The organism is Mixta sp. Marseille-Q2659 (assembly GCF_940807255.1).
Classification (GTDB): domain Bacteria; phylum Pseudomonadota; class Gammaproteobacteria; order Enterobacterales; family Enterobacteriaceae; genus Mixta.
Genome location: NZ_CALNWY010000009.1, coordinates 24,942 through 50,285, shown reverse-complemented (window position 1 = coordinate 50,285; position 25,344 = coordinate 24,942). Strand labels below are relative to the sequence as shown.

The window sequence follows — 25,344 nt, the reverse complement described above, 5'->3', positions numbered from 1 at the left end:
CGCGCCTGACTGTTTGCGCGCTTAGCGCGAAGCCTCTTGCTGTTCTCTGTCAATTGGCAGCGTAAAAGCGAACACGCTGCCATCAGGCTGACGGGATTCGGCAGTCAACTCGCCCAAATGCTTTTCAATAATGCCGTAGCTGATAGTTAAACCCATGCCCATGCCCTGCTCTTTGGTGGTGTAAAACGAATCAAACAGCCGTGCTTTCACTTCCGGGCAGAGCCCGATGCCGGTATCGGCAATTTCCAGCCGGATCTTTTCGGGCGTCGGGTTAAAGGAATTCAGGGTAAGGACACGCGGGCGATGATGAATCTCAGACATCGCATCGATGGCGTTCATCACCAGGTTCAACAGCACCTGCTGAATCTGCACGCTGTCGCCGTAAATAAAGGCCGCCTCCGCCTTTAGCGCATATTCCAGCACAATCTGCCGCCGTTCCAGCTCGCTGCGCGACAGCGCCATAATGTGATAAACCAGATGATGCAGATTAACCCGCGCATAGCTCGGCATCTGATTACGCGTCAGCGCCTGCAGACCGCGAATAATATTACCGGCGCGCTCTCCCTCGCTGATAATCTCCTCCAGACTGCTGCGCGCGTTGGTCAACATAACCGGATTGCGGCTTAGCCAGCGCAGGCTGGCACCGGCATTGGCGACAATCGACATCAGCGGCTGATTGATTTCATGGGCGATGGAGGCGGTCAGCTGTCCGACCGTGGTTGCGCGTGAAACGCGCGCCAGATCCGCCTGTGCCACCCGCACCGCATCTTCCGACTGCCGTCGGGCGGTTACATCGGTAATGGTGCCGAAATACTCATCAATATGGCGCCCTTCGCCAATAGGATTGCCGACGCCTAAAATATAGCGGCAGCTGCCGTCCGGCCGGAAAATACGGAACTCCGCGCGCATCGAAACGCCGTTGCGCACGCTTTCGGTCACCAGCTTGTTGATGCGTGGAAAGTCTTCCCTATGCACCAGCTGCAAAAAATCCGCCATGGAAATGGTGCGCTGTCCCTCAGGCAGATCGAGAATGCGCGCATATTCATCGGAGACAAACATCAGATCATGCTCCAGCTCCCAGCGCCAGGTGCCGGTATTGCTGATTTTTTCGCCCAGCATCAGCGAAGTCTGACTGGCACGCAGCTCTTTTTCCACCCGACGGCGCTGAATATTCTCCTCCAGCAGCTCGGCATACAGCCGCGCCGTCTCCAGCGATACCGCCGCCTGCGCCGCCAGCATACGCACAATACGCGAATGCTCTGCGGTAAAAATATCCGGCATCAGCCGGTTCTCCAGATAGAGAACGCCGACCATCTGTGCCTGCTTATACATCGGTACGCACATCACCGCCGCGCCCGACGTCACCAGATAGGCATCCTGGCTGAACGGGCTAAACACTTCCGGCTTGCTGGTGCGGATCTCCTGCCCGGTGCGCATAACCGCCGCCAGCACCGACAAAGGCAGATCGGTCGCCGAAGGCGTCTCTTTTACAATCTGCACCTTCACGCCGTCCGAGGTGGTTTCCGCCCAGGCCTGGGTTTCAGGAATGTTGTTATCAAGAATGCGGATCAGCAGGCCACGCTGCGCGCCAGCGCGCTCCAGCAGCATAGTCATCAGAATATGGATCAGTCGATCGAGATTGATCTCTTCGGTCATCGCCCGCACCGCGCGCAGCACGCTTTCCAGATCGCGGATCGCCTCATTCTGCGCAAAGGCGATGGTGTCGTAAGGCGTGGATTGCCCGGACGGCGCCAGGTGCGGCCACTGCTGCTCCAGCTGGCGCAGCTTAGCCAGCGCGCCCCAGCGGCGCCAGGCGCTAAACGCCCCTTTGAAATAGGCGTCCGACGCTACGTGATAGCCACAGGCTTTGGCAAAACGTCCGGCCAGCTCATGGGCCAGGCCGTTAACATGATGAAACTCCGCTTCACCGGAAAGCTTAATCGCCCGTTCATATTGCTCGCTGGCGCGCCCGTTATCGCCCGCCAGCCGCGCCAGTTCCGCCGCGATCAGCGCCGCCTTATCAGCAAAGGTCGCCGGATTATGCTCGGCCCACAGCGCGATTTTTGCGTAGTGCGCCTGCGCCTGCTGACGCTGGGCGGCTCCAGCATTCTCCGGCGACAGCGGTAACGTCAGCGCAAGCGCGCTGTAAAAATGGTAATCCAGCAGATGAACATAGCCCGGCACCGCATAAGTCAGCTCGCCCGCTTCAGCTAAGGCATCGCTGGCCTGCTGATATTCCCCCGCCAGCAAATAAGCCATGCCGCGATAGAGCCAGAACCAGAAGCGCGTCAGCGGAATAGGCTGGCGGCCATTTTCCGGCGCGATCAGCGAATCAGGGAGTACCCCCGCACCGCTAAACTGCGCCGCCGACGGGTTACGCAGATGCGTCACGTACAGCCGCTGGATCAGCAGCAGGATCTCCACATCGGGAAAGCGCAGCTTGCGGATAAAGCTCAGGCCGCGCTCGATGGTGGTCAGCACCGCATCCAGGTGATCGCCGCGCGTCAGGAAATTCATGGTTTGATGGCGAATAATAAAGCAGGCGGCGGTCAGATCGCCGTGATCGACCGCGACTGTGAAACAGTTTTTGGCCTGTTCCACCACGAAGTTAAGCGGCTGAACCCAGGCGCTGGACAGATCGACCGCCAGCAGCGTCCGCCCTTTAAAGCTATCGAACGCGTGCTGCATCACCAAATCGCGTCCCAGCAGGCTATATTGCAGGCCCAGCGGATAATCATCGTAGCGACAGCCAATCAGCACGCCGTACCAGGAGAGCGCCGCGGTCGATGCGCCGCACATTCCGCGATCCAGCGTCATCTCCAGAATTTTGCAGAGCAGTAAAAAATGCAGACGCGGGCTGGCGAAGGCGGCAAACATACCGGCGCCGATCAGCAGGCTCATAATGGCTTCCGCTTCGCGATCGTCGGTAACGGGCAGCGCGCTGAAGATGTCGGACGGATGGGCACCGATTCGCGCCTCCAGACTCCGACGCGCCTCAAGGCAGTCTTTATCATCGGGGCGCCGGCTCAGGTGAATGCCGAACACCGCCAGCCAGGCCAGCGCGGTTTCCAGAGCCAGCTGCATATCTGACTGGCGCATATGCACTTCCGCCATCATGCAGGCGGCCAGCGCTTTTTGCTCACGGCTGCCGGGCATGGTCATTAACTGATTGCATAATGTCAGCGCTGTCGGCAGATTGCCCTGCAAAAACTCGCACTCCGCCTGCTGGAAATCGAGGGCGAAAATTTCATCCGGCGCGTTGTGCTGCGCCTCCGGTTGCAGGCTGCGGGCGGTGCCCAGATAACGTAACGTCGACGCGTAGTCGCCGGTACTTTTGGCGCGCTGCGCGGCGCGCAGGCAGACGGTGCGAAAACGCTCGCGATCCGCAGGCGCACGAATAGAGTCGATGGCGGAAGTAATATGGTGAACCGCCAGAAACAGCGCATCGTTATTATCGTTCTGGCTTAACGCATCGGTAAGCTGGCTGGCGGCGGCAAAATTAAGACGGCACGCTTCCTCCGGCGCCAGCAGCGCCTGCGCCGCCTTCTGCAGACGATCGTGTGTAAAAGCATACTCGTCTGCGGCAAAGGCGATCAGTCGGGCGTCGATAGCGGGCTGTAGCTGTTCCCGCAGCTCGGCCAGCGGAATCCCCTGCATCTGGCTGAGCAGCGCCAGCTTGCCGTTTCCGCCAACGCTGGCCAGGCCGCCGAGCAGCTGGCGCGTGGACGGCGGCAGCGCGGCCAGCCGCTGCAGCAGCAGGGTGGCAACATTTTCGGTATAGTTGCGCGCCCGGATCGCCGCCAAATCGTAATGCCATTTGCCGTGCTGCGGATGATGCGTAATCAGTCCGTCCTGCACGATGCGACGGAAAAACTCATAGGTAAACAGCGGATTGCCGCCGGTTTTCTCATGAATCAACGCGGCCAGCTCATTCAGACCGGCGGCGCGCGTTTGAAAAATGTCGGCCAGCCAGCGCGCCACCGCTTTTACGCTAAACGGCTGCGGCCTGATTTCTTGCCGCCCACAGGTTGACGCGCGCAACGTCGCCAACGGCGACTGCGCCTCATTCTCAGCATCGCAGTAAGACACCACGATCAGCAGCGGCAGGGCTTCGCAGTTGCTGGCCAGGTACGCCAGTAGTTGCAAACTGGCCTGGTCGATCCAGTGAATATCATCAATTAACAACACCAGCGGGCGGCCCGGCGTAGCAAACGCCCTGACCAGACCGTGCGCCATTTGGTTAAAGCGCAAACGTGCATCGGCAGAGTGCATATCGGCAGGCAGCTGCGCTTTGCTGTCCAGCAGCAACCCCAGCTCCGGCACCAGGTTGACCGCCAGTCCGGCATAGTTACCCAACGCCCGGCTCAAACGCCGTTTCCAGTACGCCACTTCAGCGGCATCAAGCCCTAACAGATAAAGTGTTAACGCGCGGAAGGCAGCGGTTATCACCGCATATGGCAGCACCGGCGAATATTGATCCGCCTTGCTGACCGCCAGCAGCGCGGGCTTGTGCTGGATACTTTTTAGCGCCGAGGCGATCAGTGACGATTTACCGATGCCCTGCGGCCCGCTAATCACCACCAGCTCCGGCGTGCTGGCGGTGGCGACCCGCGCAAACGCCGCCAGCAGTTGTCCTTCCTGCGGATGATGCAGATAAAGGTTATCCGTCAGCCAGCGTACCGGCGCGCGATCCTGCAGACCTGGCGTAAAGTCGGCAATCTGGCCATCATCAGCGAGGTTCGCCTGGCAGCGGCGCAAATCCGCGATCAGCCCTTCTACGCTCTGATAGCGGTTGCCGGGCGATTTCTCCAGCAGGCGTAAAATAATCACCGAGAGCATGGCGAGGATTTCGGCGCGCAGCTGGTGCGGAGGCCGGGGCGCGGAGGCGATATGATGATGCGCCCACTCCGCCTGGCCGCCTTCGCGCAGATCGAACGGCAAGGCGCCGGTCAGCAGTTCATACAGCACAATGCCAAGGCTGTAGAGATCGCTGCGGCTGTCTACCGCATCGCGGGTACGCGCCGTATGCTCCGGCGACATATAGGCCAGCGTGCCGCCGGAGACGTTCAGGCGCGTCTGCGCGCCGCCGTTCTCCACCGCGCAGGCCAGGCCGAAACCGCCCAGCCGACAGCCGCCGTCCGCATCCAGGAAAATGTTGCCCGGTTTAATATCGTTGTGGATGAGCCCAGCCGCATGCATCTGCTGCAGCGGTTTACAAAGCCGCACCGCCAGCGCCAGAAAATCGGCGATGTTCAGCGGCATCAGGCGCGTTAGCGTCTGAAAGGGGAAAGCCGCATACACTAGCGCGTAGCGGCTATGATGCAGCGTCGCGCTGAGCGGCCTGACCGCCCAGTCGGCAGAGAGCTGCATCCGCAGAGAGAATTCATGTTTCAGTAGCTGCGTGGCCTGAAACGCGCGCTCTTCGCCAGCGGCGCTGGCCAGAATAAAGGATTCCCCAGAGTGCAGCGGCTGGCCAAGCGTCCAGGCGATCGCGCCCTCCTGTGCCAGCGGGGTAAAAATAATCTCGTCGCTTAACGTCAGCACACCGGCATCCATCATTTGTCCGGCGGCGGAAAGTTTCTCGCTCAAGGTCGCTCCTCGCGGGCAGAGAGTTCACGGCGAATATAATCCAGCAGCGTATCGACGTTAATCGGTTTGCGTAAAAAGGTGACCGCGCCGAGATTAATGGCGTACCACAGCATATTTTCATCGCCGTGCCCGGAAATAAAAATAACCGGCGGCGGACTCGGCTGCGCCGCCACCTGCCGGAAAAGCTCAAATCCGCTCATTCCTTTCAGCTTTACGTCGAGAATCAGCAATGCAGCGTCCGCCAGCGCGCTTTTATCCTGTAGAAACGCCTCCGCTGTTTCGAAGGCGTCTGTGTCGTAGCCGTCCGACTGCAATAAGTTACATAACCCGCTGCGGACGGAGCGTTCATCGTCAACGATGACAATGCGCGGTGACAGCATCATGCTGTAATCCTCTGTCTGAAATCACGCAAAGGTGAAAGGCGCTCTTTCTTAAGGTTTATGTTCGCCTTCAGGAGGAGGAGTGCCGCTGATTTTTGGCACGCATTCATGACGAAACCATGCCAGGGTGATCGGTTGACGCTGGATAAGCCGTCGGCAAAGCGGAATAAGCTGCTCGCCGACCAACATGCCAAACAGCCCCAACAGCGCAATCACCGGTGGCGCCGGTGAATGCACATGCATTCCGCCATAAATAAGGCCTGCCAGCAGGCCCATTGTCAATGAAACCAGATACGCTTTTAGCATTATTAGCCCGCCCGCGTTGGCAGCAACGGCGTCGATGCGCCCTTTGCCTGCGACAGCGTCGATGACGCGCCGTGGTTTTCATACGGCCCAGACTCGTCAGCCGTCAGCCAGCCACCGATTAGCATGCCCAGCAGCCCCACCAGCGCAATAGCGGGCGGAGCCGGTGAACGCACCTTCAGCAGCGCATAGAGCAAACCAATCAGCATGCCCGCGCCCAGGGAGATAAGCCCTGCGGTCATAACGTTTCTCCCGTTATTGCCTGCTGAGGCTGGCCAGACAGGGCCAGCCTGCGGCCGATTACTTATTAGCCGGCTGTGGTGCCAGCGTACGGTGCGAGCCTTTCGCGCGCGCCGGGGCTTTGTGAACCATGGTGTAAGCGTAATCCACGCCCATGCCGTAAGCGCCGGAATGCTCTTTCACGATATCCATCACCGCATCGTAGGTCGCCTTGTGCGCCCAGTCGCGCTGCCACTCCAGCATCACCTGCTGCCAGGTTACCGGCACCACGCCCGCCTGAATCATGCGCTGCATTGAGAAATCATGGGCTTCTTTAGAAGTACCGCCGGACGCGTCCGCCACCATATAGATCTCATAATCCCCTTCCAGCATGGCGCACAGCGCGAAGGTGTTGTTGCAAACTTCGGTCCACAGGCCCGCAACCACAACTTTTTTCTTGCCGTTTCTCGCCAGCGCTTCACGCACTTTCAGATCGTCCCAGGAGTTCATTGAGGTGCGCTCCAGAATGTCATTCTCCGGGAAGACATCCAGCAGCTCAGGGAAGGTATTACCCGAGAAGCTCTCCGTTTCCACCGTGGTGATGGTGGTCGGAATATTGAAGACTTTGGCCGCTTTCGCCAGGCCTACGACATTATTTTTTAATACCTGGCGATCGATAGACTGCACGCCAAATGCCATCTGCGGCTGCTGATCGATAAAAATCAGCTGGCTGTTTTCGGGAGTCAGTACTTCAAGCTTAGCGTTGGTCATGAGAATACCCATTTGAGGTTTAAGTAACAGGAGTCCGCAATGGCGGAAGAAAACCGGTCGCGATCGAAAAGGTGCATTGCCGCAGACCAGATGTCGGAGGGAATAGTAAAAGGGGTTTGTCGGGCGGGCTATTATCTCTGTGTATAACTATACGTTCGTATAATAGACGCTGCTTTCCGCTGCTGACCATAATCTCGCCAACTTCGTGTGTCCAACACGCCTTTTTGTCCCCAGGCCTGGCGCCTTTCCCGGACATTTCAGACAGGAGGAACTATGGTTCCGCTCGGTAAAGCAGATCTGATTTTAATTAACGGTAAATTCCATACGGTTGACAGAGAGCAACCCCTCGCCGATGCCGTGGCGATCCGCGACGGTAAATTTCTGGCGGTCGGCAGCGAAGCCGAGGTGATGCAGTATCACGCCGAAGGCAGCAAAGTGGTTGATTTAACCGGCCATACCGCCATTCCAGGCCTGAACGACTCCCACCTGCATCTGATTCGCGGCGGCCTGAACTACAATCTGGAGCTGCGCTGGGAAGGCGTGCCGTCGCTGGCCGACGCGCTGCGTATGCTGAAAGAGCAGGCGCTGCGCACGCCGTCGCCGCAGTGGGTGCGTGTAGTGGGCGGCTGGACGGAGTTTCAGTTTGCCGAACGGCGGATGCCAACGCTGGATGAGATTAACGAGGCCGCGCCCGATACGCCGGTTTTTATTCTGCATCTCTACGATCGCGCCCTGCTTAACCGCACCGCGCTGCGCGTGGTCGGCTATACCAAAGATACGCCGAACCCGCCGGGCGGCGAGATCCAGCGCGACAGCAACGGCAATCCGACCGGTATGCTGATTGCGCGCCCTAACGCCATGATCCTCTACGCCACGCTGGCGAAAGGGCCGAAGCTGCCGCTGGAGCAGCAGGTGAACTCCACGCGCCAGTTTATGCGCGAGCTGAACCGTCTCGGCCTGACCAGCGCCATCGACGCGGGCGGCGGCTTCCAGAACTACCCGGAAGATTATGAAGTGATTGCCGAGCTGCACCAGAAGCAGCAGATGACGATCCGCATCGCCTATAACCTGTTTACCCAACGCCCCGGCCACGAGCTGGAAGATTTCGAGAAGTGGACCGATATGCTGACGCCGGGCCAGGGCAGCGACTTTTTCCGTCACAACGGCGCGGGTGAAATGCTGGTCTTTTCCGCCGCCGATTTTGAAGATTTCCTTGAGCCACGTCCCGATTTAGCGCCGGGCATGGAAGATGAGCTGGAGCGCGTGGTACGTCATCTGGTTGAGCATCGCTGGCCGTTCCGCCTGCACTCCACTTATAACGAATCGATTAGCCGCATGCTCGATGTGTTCGAAAAGGTCGATCGCGAGATCCCGTTTAACGGCCTGCACTGGTTCTTCGACCATGCGGAAACCGTTACCCAGGCGAATATCAATCGTATTAAAGCGCTGGGCGGCGGCATTGCGGTGCAGCACCGCATGGCGTTCCAGGGCGAATATTTCGCCGAGCGTTACGGCATTGAGGCCACCCGCCACACGCCGCCGGTCGCGCGCATGCTGGAAACCGGCGTGCCGGTCGGGCTGGGCACCGATGCCACGCGCGTCGCCAGCTACAATCCCTGGACCGCGCTCTACTGGCTGGTTTCCGGCCGCACCGTCGGCGGCATGCAGATGTATGACGTTAACGCCCGGCTGGATCGCAATACCGCGCTGATGCTCTGGACACAGGGCAGCGCCTGGTTCTCCAGCGAACAGGGGAAAAAAGGCCAGATTAAAGCGGGCCAGCTGGCTGACCTGGCGGTACTGAGCAAAGATTATTTCCGCGTGCCGGAGGAGGAGATCAAGGGGATCGAGTCGGTGCTGACGGTAGTCGATGGCAAAATTGTCTACGCCGCAGGCGGCTTTGCCGCTGAAGCGCCGCCTTCCATTCCGGTTCTGCCGGAGTGGTCGCCGGTGACGAAGGTGCCAGGCCACTATCGCAGCGCGCCGCCGCAGGCCAACCGCGTTGGGATGATGCCCGCCGTTCACCACTGCAGCGGCCCGTGCGGCGTTCATCAGCATCAGCACGATACGGCGCGCGCCTCTTCCATTCCGGTTGCCGACGAGAACGCCTTCTGGGGCGCGCTCGGCTGTAGCTGCTTCGCCTTCTGATACTTATGAAAAACGCTAACGTAACGCCCCGTATCGATGCGGGGCTGTTTTTCCTGCGTCTGAGCGGCAGCCTGCTGCTGCTCTGGGTTCATGGCCTGCCCAAGGTGCTGCATTTCAGCGCGGAACTCGCGCGGATTGAAGATCCGTTCGGGCTTGGCCCCTGGACGAGTCTGTTGCCCGCGATCGCGGCGGAGGTGATCTGCCCGATCTTTATTATCCTGGGGATCGGTACGCGCCTGGCCTGTCTGCCGATTATCGGCGTGCTGCTGGTGGCGATGCTGTTTGTCCATCCACACTGGAGCATTGCCGAAGGGCAATTCGGTTGGCTGCTGCTGATTATGTTCGCCACGCTGGCGATCGCCGGGCCGGGCAACTGGCGGACGGGCTCGCTGAGGAAAAAGGAGTATCGCTATGGCGCAGGTTAATGATGTTCATGCAGCGACCGCGCAGGCCGCCGCGCCAGCGGCGCACGCCTCCTCCTGGCAGCCGCTGCGTCAGCCGGTGTTCCGCATTCTGTGGATTGCCACAGTGGTGTCGAATATCGGTTCGTGGATGAACGATGTCGGCATTAACTGGAGCATGCTGACGCTGAGCGCCGATCCGCTGGCGGTGGCGCTGGTCCAGGCTGCCAGCAGCCTGCCGATGTTCCTGTTCGCCCTGCCCTCCGGCGTAATGGCCGATATTGTCGATCGCCGTAAATATCTGCTGTTTTCGCAGCTTTGGGTGTTTATCGCCGCCGTCGGGTTGACCGTGCTGTCGCTTACCGGCCAGGTGACGCCAACCGTGCTGCTGATCGCTGCCTTTCTGCTCAGTACCGGCGCGGCGATGAGTTCGCCGCCGTTCCAGGCCATCGTGCCGGATCTGGTGGAGAAAAGTGAGCTGGGCTCAGCGATTGCGCTGAATTCGCTTGGCATCAATATCAGCCGCGCCATCGGCCCGGCGCTGGGCGGCTTTATCCTCTCGCTGGCCGGGCCGTGGATGGTGTTTATGCTTAATGCGCTGTCGGTGCTGGGCGTTGCCTGGGTGCTATACCGCTGGAAGGCGCAGCCGACCATTCAGCGCCTGCCGCCGGAACACTTTTTCCCGGCGGTGCGCGCCGGTTTGCGCTATGTCCATGCCGCGCCGGTGCTGCGCAATGTGCTGGTGCGCACCGTCGCCTTCTTTCTGTTCGCCAGCGCAGGCTGGGCGCTGTTGCCGTTAGTGGCGCGGCGCGAACTGGGCCTCGGTCCTGGCGGTTACGGCATTATGCTGGCCTGTATCGGCATTGGCGCTATCTGCGGCGCTGTCGTGCTGCCGCGTTTACGCCAGCGTTTTGATCCCGATCGTTTGATGCTGCTGGCCAGTCTGCTGTTCGCCGCCACCATGCTGGCGCTGGCCTTTATCCGTCATTTCTGGCTGCTGAACGCCTTTGAGTTTTTTACCGGTTTTGCATGGATCGCGGTGCTGTCCACGCTCAACCTGGGCGCCCAGCGCAGCGCGGCAAAGTGGGTTAAAGCCAGAGCATTAGCGGTTTACCTGACCTTCTTCTTCGGCGCGATGACGTTAGGCAGCGCCATCTGGGGCCAGCTGGCGTCGCATTTCACCATTCCGGTAGCGCTTTGCGCGGCGACGGCAGGCATGCTGCTGGCCTGTCTCACCGGACTGCGCTGGCGGTTAAATAAAGATCCCGATTTAAACCTGGAGATCAGCGGCGCGGGCGAGATCGCGCCGGATCTGGCGATCGCGCATCAGCGTGGGCCGGTAATGGTTGCCTATGAATACCTTATCGATCCCGTCGATGCCCATGATTTCACCGTCTGTATTCAGGAAATACGCCGGGTGCGGCGACGCGGCGGCGCGCTGAGCTGGTCGGTGTATGAAGATGTGCAGCAGCCCGGCATTTTTGTCGAAACCTTTGTTGTCGGTTCATGGATTGAACATCTCAGGCAGCATGAACGCCATACGATGAATGACCTGAAAATTCAGCAGCGGGTTCAGGCTTTTCATCGCGGCGAGCGGCCGCCTGCCGTGCGTTATCTTGTCGCTCCCGGCGCCTGATAATCAGAACCATAACCTTTGCTAAATAACGAAAATGAGGATTTTTTTATGAGTACTTTCAGAACACAGGATGGCACCCAGATTTATTACAAAGACTGGGGCACAGGCAAACCGGTACTGTTCAGCCACGGCTGGCCGCTGGATGCGGATATGTGGGACAGCCAGCTCAATTTCCTCGCCGAGCGCGGCTATCGTGTTATTGCCTTCGATCGCCGTGGTTTTGGCCGTTCCGATCAGCCGTGGCAGGGTTACGATTACGATACTTTCGCCTCTGATATTAACGATCTGATTATGACGCTGGATCTGCAGGAGGTGACGCTGGTCGGCTTCTCAATGGGCGGCGGTGATGTTACACGCTATATCGGACGCTACGGCAGCGCGCGTGTGGCGGCGCTGGTATTGCTGGGCGCGGTAACGCCGATTTTCGGCAAAGCGGAAGATTACCCGCAGGGCGTGGATCTCAGCGTGTTCGCCGGTATTCGCGACGGTCTGCTTAAAGATCGCGCGCAGTTTATCAGCGATTTCGCCGCGACTTTTTACGGCACCAATGCCGGACAGACGGTTTCCGAAGGCGTGCTGACTCAGACGCTGAATATTGCGCTGCTGGCCTCGCTGAAAGGCACACTGGACTGCGTGACCGCCTTCTCCGAAACCGATTTCCGCCCGGATATGGCGAAAATTGATGTGCCGACGCTGGTGATCCACGGCAGCAACGATCAGGTCGTGCCGTTTGAAACTACCGGTAAAGTGGCGGCGGAAATGATCGCCAACGCCGAACTGAAAGTGTATGACAACGGCCCACACGGTTTTGCCGTCACGCATCAGGATCAGCTGAATAACGATCTGCTGGCGTTTCTGCAGGCGCATAAGTAAGAACACAGAAGGCGACGTGATTGCCGCATCCGCAGGACGCGGTTTTCAGTGAGCGATAAAAAAGGGGATGCCAGGCATCCCCTTTAAAGCAGACAGGTGTCTGCGCAGGGCGCCCTGGGTTCAGTGGTCGTTTGTAAGAGGATGTCCGCTATCCTCTTACACCGTTGCGTTAACGTGTTGGATGATTGACTTCCAGCGGACGCAGGTCAAAGAACAGCACTTCCGCTTCCTCGCCGCCGCTAAAGGTCAGCGTTTTTTCATCACGAACGCGCGCACCATCGCCAGCGTTAAAGACGATGCCGTTTACCGTCACGCTGCCGCGAGCAACATGGATATAGGCGTAACGATCGTCGTCCAGCGTAATGGTATCCTGCTCCGCGCCGTTAAACAGGCCCGCGTAGATTTTCACATCCTGACGAATGCGCAGCGAATCATGACGGCCATCCGGCGAGACGATCAGGCGCAGCTTGCCGCGTTTTTCCGCTTCCGGCACCGACATCTGCTGATAGCCCGGTTCCGTGCCGTTTTCCGCCGGAACGACCCAGATCTGCAGGAAATGGACATATTCATTGTCGGCATGATTAAACTCGCTGTGGGTCACGCCGGATCCGGCGCTCATCAGCTGCACGTCGCCGGGAACAATCACCGAGCCGGTTCCCATGGAGTCTTTATGCGCCAGCGCCCCTTCCAGCACATAAGAGATAATCTCCATGTTGCTGTGCGCGTGGCTGCCGAATCCGCGAGAAGGTGCCACCTGATCGTCGTTAATTACCAGCAGATCGGAGAAGCCGGTCTGTTTCGGATCCCAGTAGTTGGCGAACGAGAAGGTGTGACGTGAATTCAACCAGCCGTGATTACCCAGTCCGCGTTGGTTTGACAGTCGTTGTTCAATCATGATGTGTTCCTTAATGTATGCGGTGAATGTGTTTGCCCTTGCGATGAAAAGAGGTTACACGTAAACCTGTTTGTTCAACAATGAGCTGAAATGGCAATCACTGTCACAGATTAGTGGACAATATGCAGATTGAAGATCTCCGAATTTATATGGCGGTAGTGAAGGCTGGCAGCTTTACCGCCGCAGCCGAGCAGTTGCTGTTATCCAAGCAATATGTCAGCCGACGCATGGCGGCGCTGGAAGCCTCATTAAAAGCCCAGCTGCTGATGCGTAATACCCGCAAGCTGTCGGTGACCGAATCGGGACAGGTTTTTGCTCAACATGCGCAGCGTATTCTGGATGATATTCAGGAGGCGGAGCTGGCGGTATCCGCCGGACGCCAGGAACTGCACGGTCCTTTTCGCATCAGCATGCCGATGTCGTTTGGCATGAGCCACCTTTCGCCGCTGTTAGCGCGTTTTCTGCAGCAGCATCCGGCCATTCAGCTGCAAACCGAGCTGGCCGATCGTTATGTGGATGTGATTGGCGAAGGCTTTGATATGGCGATCCGCATCGGCAAACTGGCGGATTCGACGCTGATCGCCCGCCGCCTGGGCGAACTGAAGCGCGTGATCTGTGCCAGTCCGGCTTATCTGGCGAGCGCCGGTACGCCGCGCGCGCCGGAAGATCTGCTGCAACACGCCTGTCTGCGCTATGGGCGCGAAGGGCAAAGCGGCTGGGAGCTGTGCCTGGAGGGCAAAAGCAAACTGTTTGAGGTGCGCGGCCCGGTAATCAGCAATACCGGCGAAATGCTGCGCGACACCGCCGTCGCCGGAATGGGCCTGGTTTTACTGCCGGAATTTATTATCGCGCCTGCTATTGCGCGCGGCGAGCTGATAACGGTGCTGGAAGAATACTGGCCTTCGCCGCTGGGTTTATATGCCGTTTACCCGCAGCATCGGCAGCGCAGCGAGATTAACCGCGCCTTTTTAGCGTTTCTGGCGGCGGAGCTGACGTTTTTGTAAGGTTGGCGGTTTCTGACGTTTTGGGGCGCCTCAGGAAAAAATCGGCCACATATCGCAGCGCTGGCAGGCGCTAAGTCGCCGGATAAAGCCTCTGGCGGCCATCGAATTTTATCTATAAGCCGCCAGCATGAAACGCTAAAGGGCGAAATGGTGCTTAAAACCTTTGGCACCTTTAGCAGTGATGTGAACGCAGCGGCTGCCCAAATCTTTTACTATCCAGCGCTGCTTTTCAAATCCACTGAGCAGCGCGGCCCCCAGCGCGCCGCCAAGATGATAGCGACGTTCGCTCCAGTCCAGACAGGCGCAGCTGAATTTTCTGCGTGAGGAACCTTGCTCCGTAACAATCCCCAATACCGCCAACGCCTCCTTTCCCGGTATGGTCAGGGCGCTGCCATCCGCCGTTAGCCAGGCGCGTTCAACCAGACGCTGGTAGAGGTTGACGGCAATCTCCCCTGCCAGGTGGTCGTAACAGGTTCTGGCGCGACGCAGGTAATCGGGCGTAGTAATGCGCGGCGTATTCTGCCCGTTCCAGGAAACTCCCATTAATCTTTCCAGCAGTTCGGCAATCTCTGCGCTGCTTAGCCGATAATAACGATGCCGTCCCTGCGCCAGGCACACCACGAAGCGCTGCTCGGTAAGTTTTGCCAAATGCGCGCTGGCGGTCGAAGGGGAAATATCGGCGGCGGCCCCCAGCTCCGTAGCGGTCCAGGCGCGGCCGTCCATCAATACGCACAGCATACGAACACGCGACTTATCGGCCATCACCGCAGCCGTTGCCGCCAGCAAATCTTCCGGCCGTAAATCGTCCTGAACGTCTCTTTTTTCGCTGCGTAAAGCCATTTTTATGCTGCCCTTTAGCGTAAAAAAGACCGCAGCGCGCTTATACGCCTCCGGCCTGCCCTTGCTTTTTATAAGGCACGGATCGTCATCTCAAGCCCCAACCCAAGCAGGCAGAACAGAAAATAACGTTTAAATACCGGTGCAGAGATAACCCGCCGTAGCCGCTGTCCGGCAAACAGTCCGATTAGCGCCGGAATCACCGCCAATCCCGATACGCCCAGCGAGGTGGAGTGTAGAGCGCCATGCCACCACAGTCCGGCAGCAAGCGCAAGCGTGGAGCTGGTAAAAGAGATGCCCAGCGCCTGCACCAGCTGATCTTTTTCCAGCCTCAGCGCCTGAAGCCAGGGCACAGCGGGCATGACAAATACGCCGGTAGCGCCAGTGAGCAACCCAGTCACCATACCAACCGGTAGCGCAAGGTTGCGTTCAGCTCGCGGAGAAACGGAAAAGGCGCGTCCGGCCAGCGTCCACAGCGCATAAACCACCAGCGCGACGCCCAATGCCAGTTGCGTACCGGTGCTATGACCGGTTGCCAGCCATTGGCTGCTGAACAGCGTAGAAATCACGATCGCCACCTGCATCGGCCAAAGGCGGCGCAGCAGAGCTATCGCATGACCGCCGCCGCCCAACTGGAAAATATTGGTGATTAACGATGGCAGCAGTAGCAGCGCAGCGGCAGTGGAAGGCGAAAGTAACGAGCCCAGTATGCCCATCGCTACCGTCGGCAATCCCATACCGGTCACGCCTTTTACCAGCCCCGCAAGCAGAAAGGTCAGGCAGGCTAACAGCAAGATTGCGAGATTATATTCCATTATCGGCTCCCTGTTTCGGTGCCTGAGCGCGATCGGTTTTGCCATAGTCTCGCACCACCGCCGCCACGCGTAATCGATAGTGGCTAAAGATCTCTGCATGCCCTTCCCGCTGGGCCGCCTGGTGCGCTATCTGCTGACGCCAGGCGATAACCGCTGCCTCATCACGCCACCAGGACAACGACAGAATTTTCTCCGGCTGAGTCAGACTCTGAAAACGCTCAATGGAAATAAACCCGTCGATATGGTTTAGCAGCGGCTTTAGTTCCGCTGCCAGGGTTAAATAGCGCTGACGCTGCGTGGGAAAAGGCGCGGCTTCAAAAATAACGGCAAACATAATCGGCTCCTTCATATTCGGAAGCCCAGCATGCCGCCTTTGACAGAGAGTTGCTTCGTTGGGAAACGAAATATGGCTGTCCGATCTGACAGCGGCTCCGGCATGCGTCACCGCCTGTTTCCCGGTCGCCAGTGCGGTTAAGTATTACGCTGCCCTATTTTGTTCAGCTGCTCCACGCTTTCTGCCGGTAACACCAGCTGCGCGCTGGCCAGATTTTCCTGCAAATGTTGGGGCGATGAGGTGCCAGGGATCAGCATAATATTCGGGGAACGCTGCAACAGCCAGGCAAGCGCAACCTGCATGGGCGTCGCGCCCAGCGCAGCAGCGATATCGTTAAGCTGTTCAGATTGTAAAGGCGCAAAGCCACCTAGAGGGAAAAACGGTACGTAAGCCATATTCTGTTGGGCCAGTTCATCAATCAACGCATCGTCCTGCCGATTCGCGAGGTTATAAAGGTTTTGTACGCAGGCGATGGCGGTCATTTTTTGTGCCTCGGCGACCTGCGTGGCCGTCACGTTACTCAGGCCAATATGACGGATCAGCCCGCGATCTTTTAACCTGATTAAGGCCTCCAGTTGCGCGTCCAGCTTCCCCTCTTTTGGCTGATGCACATCTAACATGCTGCGCAAATTAACAATCTCGAGCGTCTCCAGCTTCAGATAACGCAGGTTATCTTCTACCGCCTGCGTTAGCTCAGCCGCGCTCATCGCAGGCAGCCAGCCGCCCTTATCATCACGCCGGGCGCCGACTTTCGTAACGATACATAAATCGTCAGGATAAGGATGCAGCGCTTTTTTGATGAGCTGATTGGTGATGTGCGGGCCATAAAAGTCGCTGGTATCGATATGACGCACGCCTGCCGCAACGGCGTCGCGTAACACCTGAATCGCGCGAGCTTCATCCGCTGGCGGGCCGAATACACCGGGCCCGGCGAGCTGCATTGCACCATAACCGAGACGATTAACCTGACGGCTGCCGAGATGATAAGTCAGCGTGGACGGTAACATAGATAGCCTCCTCTTTGTGGGTTGTGTTGATTGTAATCCCGCCGCCCGCGTGCAACTATCCGGCAAAATAGCGACAGGCTGTACGAGGTGGCGGACAATGGATATAGGATTGCTTCATGCCGTGGTGGCGGTAGCGAAGGCGGGAGGCTTTCGTGAAGCCGCGCGCGTTACGGGCAGTAATGCATCGAGCCTGAGTGACGCGGTCAGGCGCGCTGAACAGCAGTTGGGCGTCCGGCTTTTTAACCGTACCACGCGTACAGTCAACCTGACGGAAGCGGGAAAAACATTGCTGGCGCGGCTGCTGCCTGCAATGAATGAAATAGAAGCGGCGCTGGATACCGTTAACCAGCTGCGTCAACGGCCTGCCGGTACGCTGCGGCTGAACGTGCCGGTAAGCGCGACGCGGCTGGTCTTGCCCGCCATTGTGCCCGGCTTTTTGCAACGCTATCCAGAGATCCGGCTGGAGGTTATAGCGGAGAGTAACGTTCAGGACGTTTTTCGCACCGATTGCGATGCCGGTATTCGTTATGAGGAGCGCCTTGAGCAGGATATGGTGGCGCTGCCCATCGGTCCGCGTCGGCAGCGTTATGCCGCTGGCGCTGCGCCCGATTATCTGGCGCGCTACGGTCGTCCGGCGCATCCACGCGATCTGATGCAGCATCAATGTCTGCGTGGACGCTATGCCAGCGGCGTAATGCCCGCCTGGGAGTTTGAGCGCGACGGCGAAAAGGTCACTCTGGAGGTCAAGGGTTCGCTGATAGTCAGCGTTGGCGGCGCAATGGATCTTGCCGTCGATACGGCGATTGCCAACGGCGGCATCGTTTATCTTTTTGAAGAGTGGCTGCGCCCGGCTTTTGACAGCGGCAAACTGGAGCCGGTTTTACAGCCCTGGTGGCTGAGCTTTACCGGCCCCTGGTTATATTACAATGACCGTCGGCTGGTTCCGGCGCCGCTGCGGGCCTTTATCGATTATGTGCGTGAACTTAATACTTCTGCGCCAGCGACGGCTGTTGATTAAAAGCCGCCGTCGGGAACAAACAGGCAGAATTATTTAAAAGCATTGATAAAGCTCGCATTTACCCCATGGAAACCCTGTAAAATCCTGCTGGCCTGCCCAGCAAAACCAGGGCTGCGGCGTTAGATGAAAAAATAAACTGAATTTTTGTAGACGACCGGTCTAATTAAGGCTAAGGTTACTTCATGAACAAAACAACTGCACAGAAAAATGCCGGAACCCGACAGAACATCCTTGATGCCGGCTACCGCATTATGGCCGCCAAAGGGTTTTCAGCCGTTGGGCTGAATGAGATCCTGACGGCCGCCTCAGTGCCAAAAGGCTCGTTCTATAACTATTTCAGTTCTAAAGAGGCTTTCGGCGAGGCGCTGCTGGATTATTACTTTGAGGATTACCTGGCTGAAATGACGGCTCTTTTTGCCAGAGAGGATCTGACGGTACCGCAACGGTTGATGGAATATTTCCGTCAGTGGCGCGATAACCAGTCGTTCGAGGATTGCCAGGGTAAATGTCTGGCAGTGAAGCTGGGCGCGGAAGTGGCCGATTTGTCAGAGGCGATGCGCAAATCACTGCGACGCGGTACGGCCGCCATCACTCAGAATATCGCGGCGGCGATTAAAGCTGGTGTTGCGGAAGGTTCGCTTAAGGTCACCAACGATCCTGACGCGCTGGCGCAGAGCCTTTATCAACTCTGGCTGGGCGCCAGCGTGATGGTAAAAATCATGCGCGACACGCAGCCGTTTGATGCGGCGCTGTCCACTACCGAAAAATTGCTTAACCAGCCCGCTTAATCCGGGCTGCCAGATAAAGAGCGCCTGCGGGCGTTTTTTTGAAACAAGTTTTAAGACGACTGGTCTACTTATACTATATATGCTTTTAACCTCAATCAGGAAACACGCCATGAACGTATTAATCGTACTGACTTCTCACGATCAACTGGGCAATACCGGACGTAAAACCGGCTTCTGGCTGGAAGAGCTGGCCGCACCCTATTACGCCTTTAAAGATGCGGGCGCGACCATTACCCTAGCCTCACCGAAAGGCGGCAACCCGCCTTTAGATCCGAAAAGCAATGAGCCGATGTTTCAAACTGAACTGCCCCGCCGTTTTGAGGCTGACGCTGAAGCCACCGCCCAGCTCGCTTCCACTGTCCGGCTTGACAGCGTTTCGCAAGCCGATTTCGACACCGTTTTTTACCCCGGCGGCCATGGCCCGCTGTGGGATTTGGCTGAAGATCACCATTCCATCGCGTTGATCGAGTCTTTCCTGGCGGCCAATAAACCTGTTGCGCTGGTCTGCCATGCGCCGGGCGTGCTGCGCCATGTGAAAACGCCGGACGGCAAGCCGCTGGTTGCAGGTAAAAAAGTCACCGGATTTACCAACAGTGAAGAGGAAGCGGTCGGCCTGACAAACGTGGTGCCATTCCTGGTGGAAGATGAACTGATTGCTAAAGGCGGACGTTATTCTAAAGGCGATGACTGGAGTTCTTACGTGGTTATCGATGGCCTGCTGATTACTGGTCAGAACCCGACCTCTTCGGCCGCAACCGCGGAGCTTTTACTGAAGCAGATCGCTCATTAATCGATAGCGCTTCAGGCGGTTTGTTGAGGTCAGCCACAGGCGAAACCTGAAGTTAAGGCGAGAAAGGCCCCGGCAAGCCGTAAAGCATCCCCTGCCCTGGCGCGCGCTGGGCAAGCCGGTCATGGATAACGGTCGTTGCGTCTTTACGGAAGGCCGCAAATTTTCGTCTGGACGCTTTATCAGTAAAAATGGCCCCCGTAGGGAGCCATTTTTGTTATGGCGATCAGAACTGGTAGCTGGCGGTCACTGAGACGTTACGCGGCGCGCCGTACACCAGATATTGCCCAACATAGGTGTCGTAGGACTTATCGAACAGGTTATTCAGGTTAGCCTGCACCGACAACTGTTTGGTGACCTGATAGCGTCCGAACAGGTTGACCAGCGCATAGCTGCCCTGCTCCGCCCGCCAGGTGCCGTTGCCTTCCGGCGCGGCAACATCTTGCCAGACGTGGGTCTGCCAGTTGACGCCGCCGCCCAGCGTAAGATCCTGCAGCATCGGCAGTCGATAAGCAGCGAACAATTTCACGCTGGTGCGCGGCAGCATCGGGTTGACGGCATTGCCATCGCCATCTTCCGCCACGTAGCGCGTCGCGCCAAAGGTCATTTGCAGGTTATCGGTAACCGCGCCGTTCACCTCAAACTCAACGCCTTTGCTGACCGTGCCCTGCGCGGCGTAATAAGCCTGTTCCGCCGTGCCCGGAATATAGAGGTTGGTGGTTTGCGCAACGTTATCCTGCTCAACGCGGAATATTGCCACTGAGGTCGTCAGACGGCTGTTCAGCCATCCGCTTTTACGCCGGTTTCATAGTTTTTGCCGGTCACCGGCGCCAGGTAGCTGCCGCTGAGGTCACGCTTGGTTTGCGGATTAAAGATGGAGGTATAGCTGGCGTAAGCGGACCAAGTATCGTTGATGTCATAAATCAGACCGGCATAAGGCGTAACGCGATTCTTTTCCACATTCTGCGTCAGCGTACTGGCGCTCCATTGGGTATAGCGCGCGCCGATAAGCAGATGCAGCGGATCGGCCAGTGAAATCCGCGTCGCGGTATAAGCGGATTTCTGATGCACCGTATCTTCCTGCGCCAGGCTTAGCTCGCCCCAGTTAGTTTCCGGGAAATTGCCATCCCAGTTGTTATAGTCGCCGAGTTCATCCGAGGAAATATTAGCAAAAGCGTTCATATAACGGTTGTTCTGGCGGCTGTAGCTTACGCCCGCCACCAGCTCATGCTGGCGCCCAAACAGCTGATAAGGGCCGCTGGCGAAAGCATCAAACGCATGAACCTTGCGCGTGCCGGTGTTATAGCCGGTGCCGCCAACGACCGGATAATTCGCGTAAGCGCTGACGCCGCGTCCGGTGTTTTTATCGAAGAAGCCGTCGATATACAGCATTTTACTGTCGAGCTTGGTTTCCGCATGGGTGCCGTTCAGGGTGAACTGCCAGCCGTTATCGAAGCGCTGCTTCAACGTAGCGAAGACCTTTCTTGATTCGGTATCGCTGTAGGCCCAGTCCGGCGCGGTATTGTCGCTGCGGTCATAGCTAATTTGGCTGCCGTCGGTATACCAGCGCGGCAGGCCGCCCCAGGTTGGACGGTCAGCATTGGTTTCCTGATATTCGTAGCCAACGGATAAAGTCGTTGCATCGGTCAGATCCGCATCCAGCACGCCATAGATAAATTTCCTGTTGTTGCTGTAGCGATCGATATAGCTGTCTCTGTCTTGATAGCCGGCGATCAGGCGGCCACGTACATTGCCGGAATCGGTTAACGGCGCGGAAAGATCAAGAACATAGCGCTGTTTATCCCAGCTGCCGTAGCTGGCAGAAACGTTGCCAACAAATTCGCGGCTGTCGGCGTGCTTACGCACCATATTTACCGAAGCGGACGGGTTGCCCGCGCCGCTCATCAGGCCGGTCGCGCCACGCACGACTTCGATACGATCGTAAATCGCCGTATCGGAAGCGGCATCGCCAAGGTTCCAGTTCTCCTCAAACACGGTAGGAATATCATCAACCATGTAGTTGTCGATCATAAATCCACGTGCATAAAAGGTGCTGCGGTCGAGGTCAGCAATCTTTTCGGTAATGCCGGTGGTATTTTTCAATACGTCGCCGAGGGATTGCAGCTGCTGGTCCTGCATACGCTGCTTGCTGATGATGCTGACAGATTGCGGAATATCGCGCGCGGTTAGGGTCATTTTGGTGCCCGCTTCGGTAACCGGCACGCTGTAATCGCTTTGTTGCGTGCTGTCCGCGCTTTCGCTGGCACCATCGACAACCATCGTTTCTTCCTGCGGCGCGGCCAGGGTTGCTGGCGCATAGAGCGCTGCGGCAATTAAGGCGGCCAGACAGCTTACGCGTCGGCCCACTGACGCACATTTTTCCCGGTTATTACTTGAAGTCAAAAACATAGCTTACCTTTGCGAGATTTTATTATTTTCCGTTGCCCGACCGTTTCAGCCTGTCTGAAGCAGAAGAAGCGCTACGCTTGAGGCGGTTTTGCCTGGGCCAGTAAAGCAGTTTTTCACCATATTCATTCTGGCGTGAGCCGCCTGGCCGCCTGGCCGCCTGGCCGCCTGGCCGCCTGGCCACCTGGCAGATGAAATTAATTCATGAGCAATAATTTCGCCGTCATCACTGAGAATGAGAAATTTAATCATTTTCATTCAGAATGTAAATGAGTATTAAGGAAGCGTTGGGGAAGCGGCAGTTTTGCTGATCAAGGGCGTTAAACCTGAAGCAAGGTTGGCAATGGTTAAGCGGTGATTTGGCAAAAAGGAGAGTGAGAGGATGGCGCTGAACACTGCGCCCGGTGTCGGACGCAGACGGATCATAAAGCTGGGTACTGACGGGCCGTTAAGCCGGACGCAAACGCGCCGTTAAGCCGCGCAGGAAATAGCGCAGAAACTGGTCGCCACATTCGCGATAATTTTTATGTTCCGGCGCGCGCATCATTGCCGTAATTTCTGACATAGAAATACGGAATTGCTGAGCAGTCAGAATCGCCAGAATATCATCGGTTTTCAGGGCAAAGGCGACGCGCAGTTTTTTAAGAATAATATTGTTATTCATGCGGCGCTCGACCTTCAGCGGCGGCATGCTCTCGTCTTTTCCGCGCTTATGGTAGATCAGTCCGTTCAGGAAACAGCTCATCACCACGTCGGGACAGGGCGCAAAGCCTGCTTCATCCTCTTTTAATACGTAGCTGGCGATCTGTTCTGCCGTTACCGCCGTATCGGCCAGCGCCATAATCGCGACCATATCGTTATTATTCAGTTTTAGCGTGTAGCGCAGGCTACGCAGTACGTCGTTATTCATCATCGCGATGACCTCTTAACCTTCCGGCGTTTAAAGCGGGCAGTATAGCGATCTCTGCGCTGATGACGAGGAAAACTATCGGTTTCCCACGCGGGAAATGGGTGCATTGCGCTGCGAAGACACGGTTTCGCCAATGAGCGGAAAAGGATCAAAGAACAAGGAGCAGGAAGCAGGAAGCAGGAAGCAGGAAGCAGGAAGCAGGAAGCAGGACAGCAAAGTACCGCCCTGCTGATGCAGAGCGGCAAGAGGAAACGTTAGTTTTCCAGCTTATAGTTCAGTGTAATTTCGGCATTCAGCACCTGCGAAACCGGGCAGCCCGCCTTCGCTTTATTGATAATTTCATCAAACGCGGCGCTATCAATACCCGGCAGTTTAACGGTGCTGTCGAGCGCAATCCTGGTGATGGCAAAGCCCTCGCCTTTTTTATCCAGCGAGACATCCGCCGTGGTATCAATGCTCTGCGGCGTATGCCCTTCCTGCCCCAGCATCATTGACAGCGCCATCGAGAAGCAGGCGGCGTGCGCCGCGCCAATCAGCTCTTCCGGGTTGGTGCCCGGCTGATCTTCAAAGCGGGTGTTGAAACCGTAGGGCTGCTGGCTTAATGCGCCGCTCTCGGTAGAGACGGTGCCTTTACCGCGTTTAAGATCGCCTTCCCAGTGGGCCTGCCCTTTCTTATGAATGGTCATCTTTCCTCCTGTTTCGCTGAAATGTACTATCAGTATAGTTAGCCCGCTGCGTATCACCTGTCGGCAACAACGTTATAACAACATCACACGCCTCCAGCCCGACCGCGCCTTGCCTGCCGGACTGAGGAAAAATGTAACCAATAAAGAATGATGGAGAGTTGAGATGTTCCAGAAAGATGATTTTGTGCAGTCAAAGACTGGCGGCCCGAAAATGCAGGTGTTGCGCGTAGAAGGCGAAACGCTTTGGTGCGCCCGTGTTGACGATGCCGATAAAAAAGAGATCGAAATCCCGGCCAGCTCGGTCAATATCTATCATGAAGAGGGTGATTTCGGCGTGTGCTGATGCTGTGCAGCCGGAATCATTCCGGCTGCTGTTTTGCATTAATGTGAATTAAAGCTGTTTACCAGGATGTCTGTATGAGCGTGAAATTACGGCCGCTTGAGCGGGAGGATCTGCATTTTGTGCATCAGCTGGATAACAACGCCAGCGTCATGCGTTACTGGTTTGAAGAGCCTTACGAGGCGTTTGTCGAGCTGTCCGATCTTTATAACAAACATATTCACGATCAGAGCGAGCGCCGCTTTGTGGTGGAAAACGACGGCGAGAAAGTCGGGCTGGTGGAACTGGTTGAAATTAATCATGTGCATCGCCGCGCCGAGTTTCAAATCATTATCGACCCAACGCATCAGGGCAAAGGCCTGGCGAGCCGGGCGGCGAAACTGGCGATGGATTACGGCTTTTCCGTATTAAATCTCTATAAACTCTACCTGATCGTCGATCAGGAGAACGAAAAAGCGATTCATATTTACAGCAAGCTGGGCTTTGAAATTGAGGGCGTGCTGCGGCACGAATTTTTTATTAACGGCGAATACCGCAATACCATCCGCATGTGCATTTTCCAGCATCAGTATCTGCAGAAGCATAAAACCAATCCCGGCGCGATGGTGAAGCCGACCGCGCAGTAAAAGGACGGCTAACGCTGGCAGAAATATCAACATGTAACGCTGAAGGCCCGACTGACCGTACAGCAAGCGGGCTTTCCGTGCAGACAAAAGCCTGCTCCGAACCATCGCCGCGCGGTGAACGTCTCCGCGCGGCCCCGAATCCATTATCAGCCGCCGCGTGCGCCAACAGGATTAATAACGGGCTGAATTTGCGCCGGTTCGATGTTATACATGCCGCCATAAAAGGGATCGACCAGCAGCCAGCCGGGGAAACCGCCCAGTGGGATATTGCCGAGGATATACCAGAGGTTCGCCTTTTCTCTGAGCGGCACCGTCAGCGGAACATAGCCCGGTATTTCCATCATCACCAGATAGCTTTTTTTACCGAAATAGCTGCCGTTGGACTTTTCCAGCACCACGGTTTTCGGGGTAATCCCCTGCGCTACCGGACGACCGGTTTCATCCTGTACGACAAAAGTCGCCCCTGGCGGAATCGAATCGATACGCACGCTTTGGGTTTCCGAGCCAACAATGGTGGCGCAGCCGCTCAGCAGCGATGCCGCCGCCAGCGCCAGTAACAGGCGTTTCATAC

23 protein-coding genes and 1 pseudogene are annotated in these 25,344 nt (G+C 57.2%); 10 read left to right on the top strand and 14 right to left on the bottom strand.

Going from position 1 to position 25,344, the window contains the following annotated elements:
• Positions 1-21: 21 nt before the first annotated feature.
• Genes P3C52_RS08815 through P3C52_RS08795 form a run of 5 tightly spaced genes read right to left on the bottom strand, consistent with a single transcriptional unit; the run spans position 22 to position 7,262 of the window.
• The gene (locus P3C52_RS08815) at positions 22-5,589 is read right to left on the bottom strand and encodes an AAA family ATPase (RefSeq protein WP_275554646.1); all 5,568 of its coding nucleotides are present in this window, start codon (positions 5,587-5,589) and stop codon (positions 22-24) included.
• A complete protein-coding gene (locus tag P3C52_RS08810; RefSeq protein ID WP_275554645.1) occupies positions 5,586-5,972 on the bottom strand; it encodes a response regulator in 387 nt (128 codons plus the stop codon). Before P3C52_RS08810 ends, P3C52_RS08815 begins: the two co-directional genes overlap by 4 nt.
• 48 nt (positions 5,973-6,020) lie before the next feature.
• The gene (locus tag P3C52_RS08805) at positions 6,021-6,275 is read right to left on the bottom strand and encodes a XapX domain-containing protein (RefSeq protein WP_275554644.1); all 255 of its coding nucleotides are present in this window, start codon (positions 6,273-6,275) and stop codon (positions 6,021-6,023) included.
• A 2-nt stretch (positions 6,276-6,277) separates the two neighbouring features.
• Positions 6,278-6,514 carry a DUF1427 family protein gene (locus P3C52_RS08800; protein ID WP_275554643.1) on the bottom strand — a complete coding sequence of 79 codons (237 nt, stop codon included), beginning with the start codon at positions 6,512-6,514 and terminating at the stop codon, positions 6,278-6,280.
• 58 nt (positions 6,515-6,572) lie between these two features.
• Positions 6,573-7,262: a hydrolase gene (locus P3C52_RS08795; protein WP_275554642.1), complete on the bottom strand. Its 690-nt coding sequence runs from the start codon at positions 7,260-7,262 to the stop codon at positions 6,573-6,575.
• A gap of 273 nt (positions 7,263-7,535) precedes the next feature.
• On the opposite strand from P3C52_RS08795, the gene P3C52_RS08790 reads away from it, so the two are divergent.
• From P3C52_RS08790 to P3C52_RS08775, 4 genes are read left to right on the top strand one after another with little or no spacing between them, the layout of a single operon-like run.
• A complete protein-coding gene (locus tag P3C52_RS08790; RefSeq protein ID WP_275554641.1) occupies positions 7,536-9,410 on the top strand; it encodes an amidohydrolase in 1,875 nt (624 codons plus the stop codon).
• Between the two features lie 5 nt (positions 9,411-9,415).
• Positions 9,416-9,835 (top strand): DoxX family protein, encoded by a 420-nt coding sequence (locus tag P3C52_RS08785; protein WP_275554640.1) that lies wholly within the window; start codon positions 9,416-9,418, stop codon positions 9,833-9,835.
• A complete protein-coding gene (locus P3C52_RS08780; protein ID WP_275554639.1) occupies positions 9,822-11,447 on the top strand; it encodes an MFS transporter in 1,626 nt (541 codons plus the stop codon). Before P3C52_RS08785 ends, P3C52_RS08780 begins: the two co-directional genes overlap by 14 nt.
• 48 nt (positions 11,448-11,495) lie before the next feature.
• Positions 11,496-12,320, top strand: coding sequence for an alpha/beta hydrolase (locus P3C52_RS08775; RefSeq protein ID WP_275554638.1), 825 nt, complete (start codon positions 11,496-11,498; stop codon positions 12,318-12,320).
• A gap of 169 nt (positions 12,321-12,489) precedes the next feature.
• Here the strand turns inward: P3C52_RS08775 and P3C52_RS08770 are convergent, their stop codons facing one another.
• Positions 12,490-13,215: a pirin family protein gene (locus P3C52_RS08770; protein WP_275554637.1), complete on the bottom strand. Its 726-nt coding sequence runs from the start codon at positions 13,213-13,215 to the stop codon at positions 12,490-12,492.
• A 122-nt stretch (positions 13,216-13,337) separates the two neighbouring features.
• Between P3C52_RS08770 and P3C52_RS08765 the strand changes: the two genes are divergently transcribed.
• On the top strand, positions 13,338-14,219 hold the full coding sequence (locus tag P3C52_RS08765) for a LysR family transcriptional regulator (RefSeq protein ID WP_275554636.1): 882 nt from the start codon (positions 13,338-13,340) through the stop codon (positions 14,217-14,219).
• A 135-nt stretch (positions 14,220-14,354) separates the two neighbouring features.
• On the opposite strand, the gene P3C52_RS08760 is transcribed toward P3C52_RS08765, so the two are convergent.
• The 4 genes from P3C52_RS08760 to P3C52_RS08745 all read right to left on the bottom strand — a co-directional run bounded on the left by P3C52_RS08760 (position 14,355) and on the right by P3C52_RS08745 (position 17,212).
• Positions 14,355-15,059 carry a metalloregulator ArsR/SmtB family transcription factor gene (locus P3C52_RS08760; RefSeq protein WP_275554635.1) on the bottom strand — a complete coding sequence of 235 codons (705 nt, stop codon included), beginning with the start codon at positions 15,057-15,059 and terminating at the stop codon, positions 14,355-14,357.
• A gap of 68 nt (positions 15,060-15,127) precedes the next feature.
• Positions 15,128-15,871 (bottom strand): sulfite exporter TauE/SafE family protein, encoded by a 744-nt coding sequence (locus P3C52_RS08755; protein WP_275554634.1) that lies wholly within the window; start codon positions 15,869-15,871, stop codon positions 15,128-15,130.
• Positions 15,861-16,205, bottom strand: a complete 345-nt coding sequence (locus tag P3C52_RS08750) for an antibiotic biosynthesis monooxygenase (RefSeq protein ID WP_275554633.1) — start codon at positions 16,203-16,205, stop codon at positions 15,861-15,863. The genes P3C52_RS08755 and P3C52_RS08750 overlap by 11 nt, the downstream gene beginning before the upstream one ends.
• A gap of 137 nt (positions 16,206-16,342) precedes the next feature.
• Positions 16,343-17,212, bottom strand: coding sequence for an oxidoreductase (locus P3C52_RS08745; RefSeq protein ID WP_275554632.1), 870 nt, complete (start codon positions 17,210-17,212; stop codon positions 16,343-16,345).
• A 97-nt stretch (positions 17,213-17,309) separates the two neighbouring features.
• Between P3C52_RS08745 and P3C52_RS08740 the strand changes: the two genes are divergently transcribed.
• From P3C52_RS08740 to P3C52_RS08730, 3 genes are all read left to right on the top strand, one after another.
• Positions 17,310-18,230 carry a LysR family transcriptional regulator gene (locus P3C52_RS08740; protein ID WP_275554631.1) on the top strand — a complete coding sequence of 307 codons (921 nt, stop codon included), beginning with the start codon at positions 17,310-17,312 and terminating at the stop codon, positions 18,228-18,230.
• Between the two features lie 182 nt (positions 18,231-18,412).
• On the top strand, positions 18,413-19,018 hold the full coding sequence (locus P3C52_RS08735; protein WP_275554630.1) for a TetR/AcrR family transcriptional regulator: 606 nt from the start codon (positions 18,413-18,415) through the stop codon (positions 19,016-19,018).
• A gap of 109 nt (positions 19,019-19,127) precedes the next feature.
• Positions 19,128-19,808, top strand: coding sequence for a type 1 glutamine amidotransferase domain-containing protein (locus P3C52_RS08730; RefSeq protein ID WP_275554629.1), 681 nt, complete (start codon positions 19,128-19,130; stop codon positions 19,806-19,808).
• A 223-nt stretch (positions 19,809-20,031) separates the two neighbouring features.
• On the opposite strand, the pseudogene fhuE reads toward P3C52_RS08730, so the two are convergent.
• From fhuE to P3C52_RS08715, 3 genes and pseudogenes are all read right to left on the bottom strand, one after another.
• A pseudogene (gene fhuE, locus P3C52_RS08725) lies at positions 20,032-22,214 on the bottom strand (ferric-rhodotorulic acid/ferric-coprogen receptor FhuE).
• A gap of 445 nt (positions 22,215-22,659) precedes the next feature.
• Positions 22,660-23,124, bottom strand: coding sequence for a DUF1456 family protein (locus tag P3C52_RS08720; RefSeq protein WP_275554628.1), 465 nt, complete (start codon positions 23,122-23,124; stop codon positions 22,660-22,662).
• Between the two features lie 251 nt (positions 23,125-23,375).
• A complete protein-coding gene (locus tag P3C52_RS08715; protein ID WP_275554627.1) occupies positions 23,376-23,807 on the bottom strand; it encodes an OsmC family protein in 432 nt (143 codons plus the stop codon).
• A 163-nt stretch (positions 23,808-23,970) separates the two neighbouring features.
• Between P3C52_RS08715 and P3C52_RS08710 the strand changes: the two genes are divergently transcribed.
• On the top strand, positions 23,971-24,150 hold the full coding sequence (locus P3C52_RS08710; RefSeq protein ID WP_275554626.1) for a DUF2158 domain-containing protein: 180 nt from the start codon (positions 23,971-23,973) through the stop codon (positions 24,148-24,150).
• A gap of 74 nt (positions 24,151-24,224) precedes the next feature.
• Positions 24,225-24,773, top strand: a complete 549-nt coding sequence (gene speG, locus P3C52_RS08705) for a spermidine N1-acetyltransferase (protein ID WP_275554625.1) — start codon at positions 24,225-24,227, stop codon at positions 24,771-24,773.
• Between the two features lie 146 nt (positions 24,774-24,919).
• Here speG and P3C52_RS08700 read toward each other — a convergent pair whose 3' ends face one another.
• Entirely contained in the window at positions 24,920-25,342 is a 423-nt protein-coding gene (locus tag P3C52_RS08700; RefSeq protein WP_275554624.1) for a hypothetical protein, read from the bottom strand.
• Between the last annotated feature and the right edge of the window lie 2 nt (positions 25,343-25,344).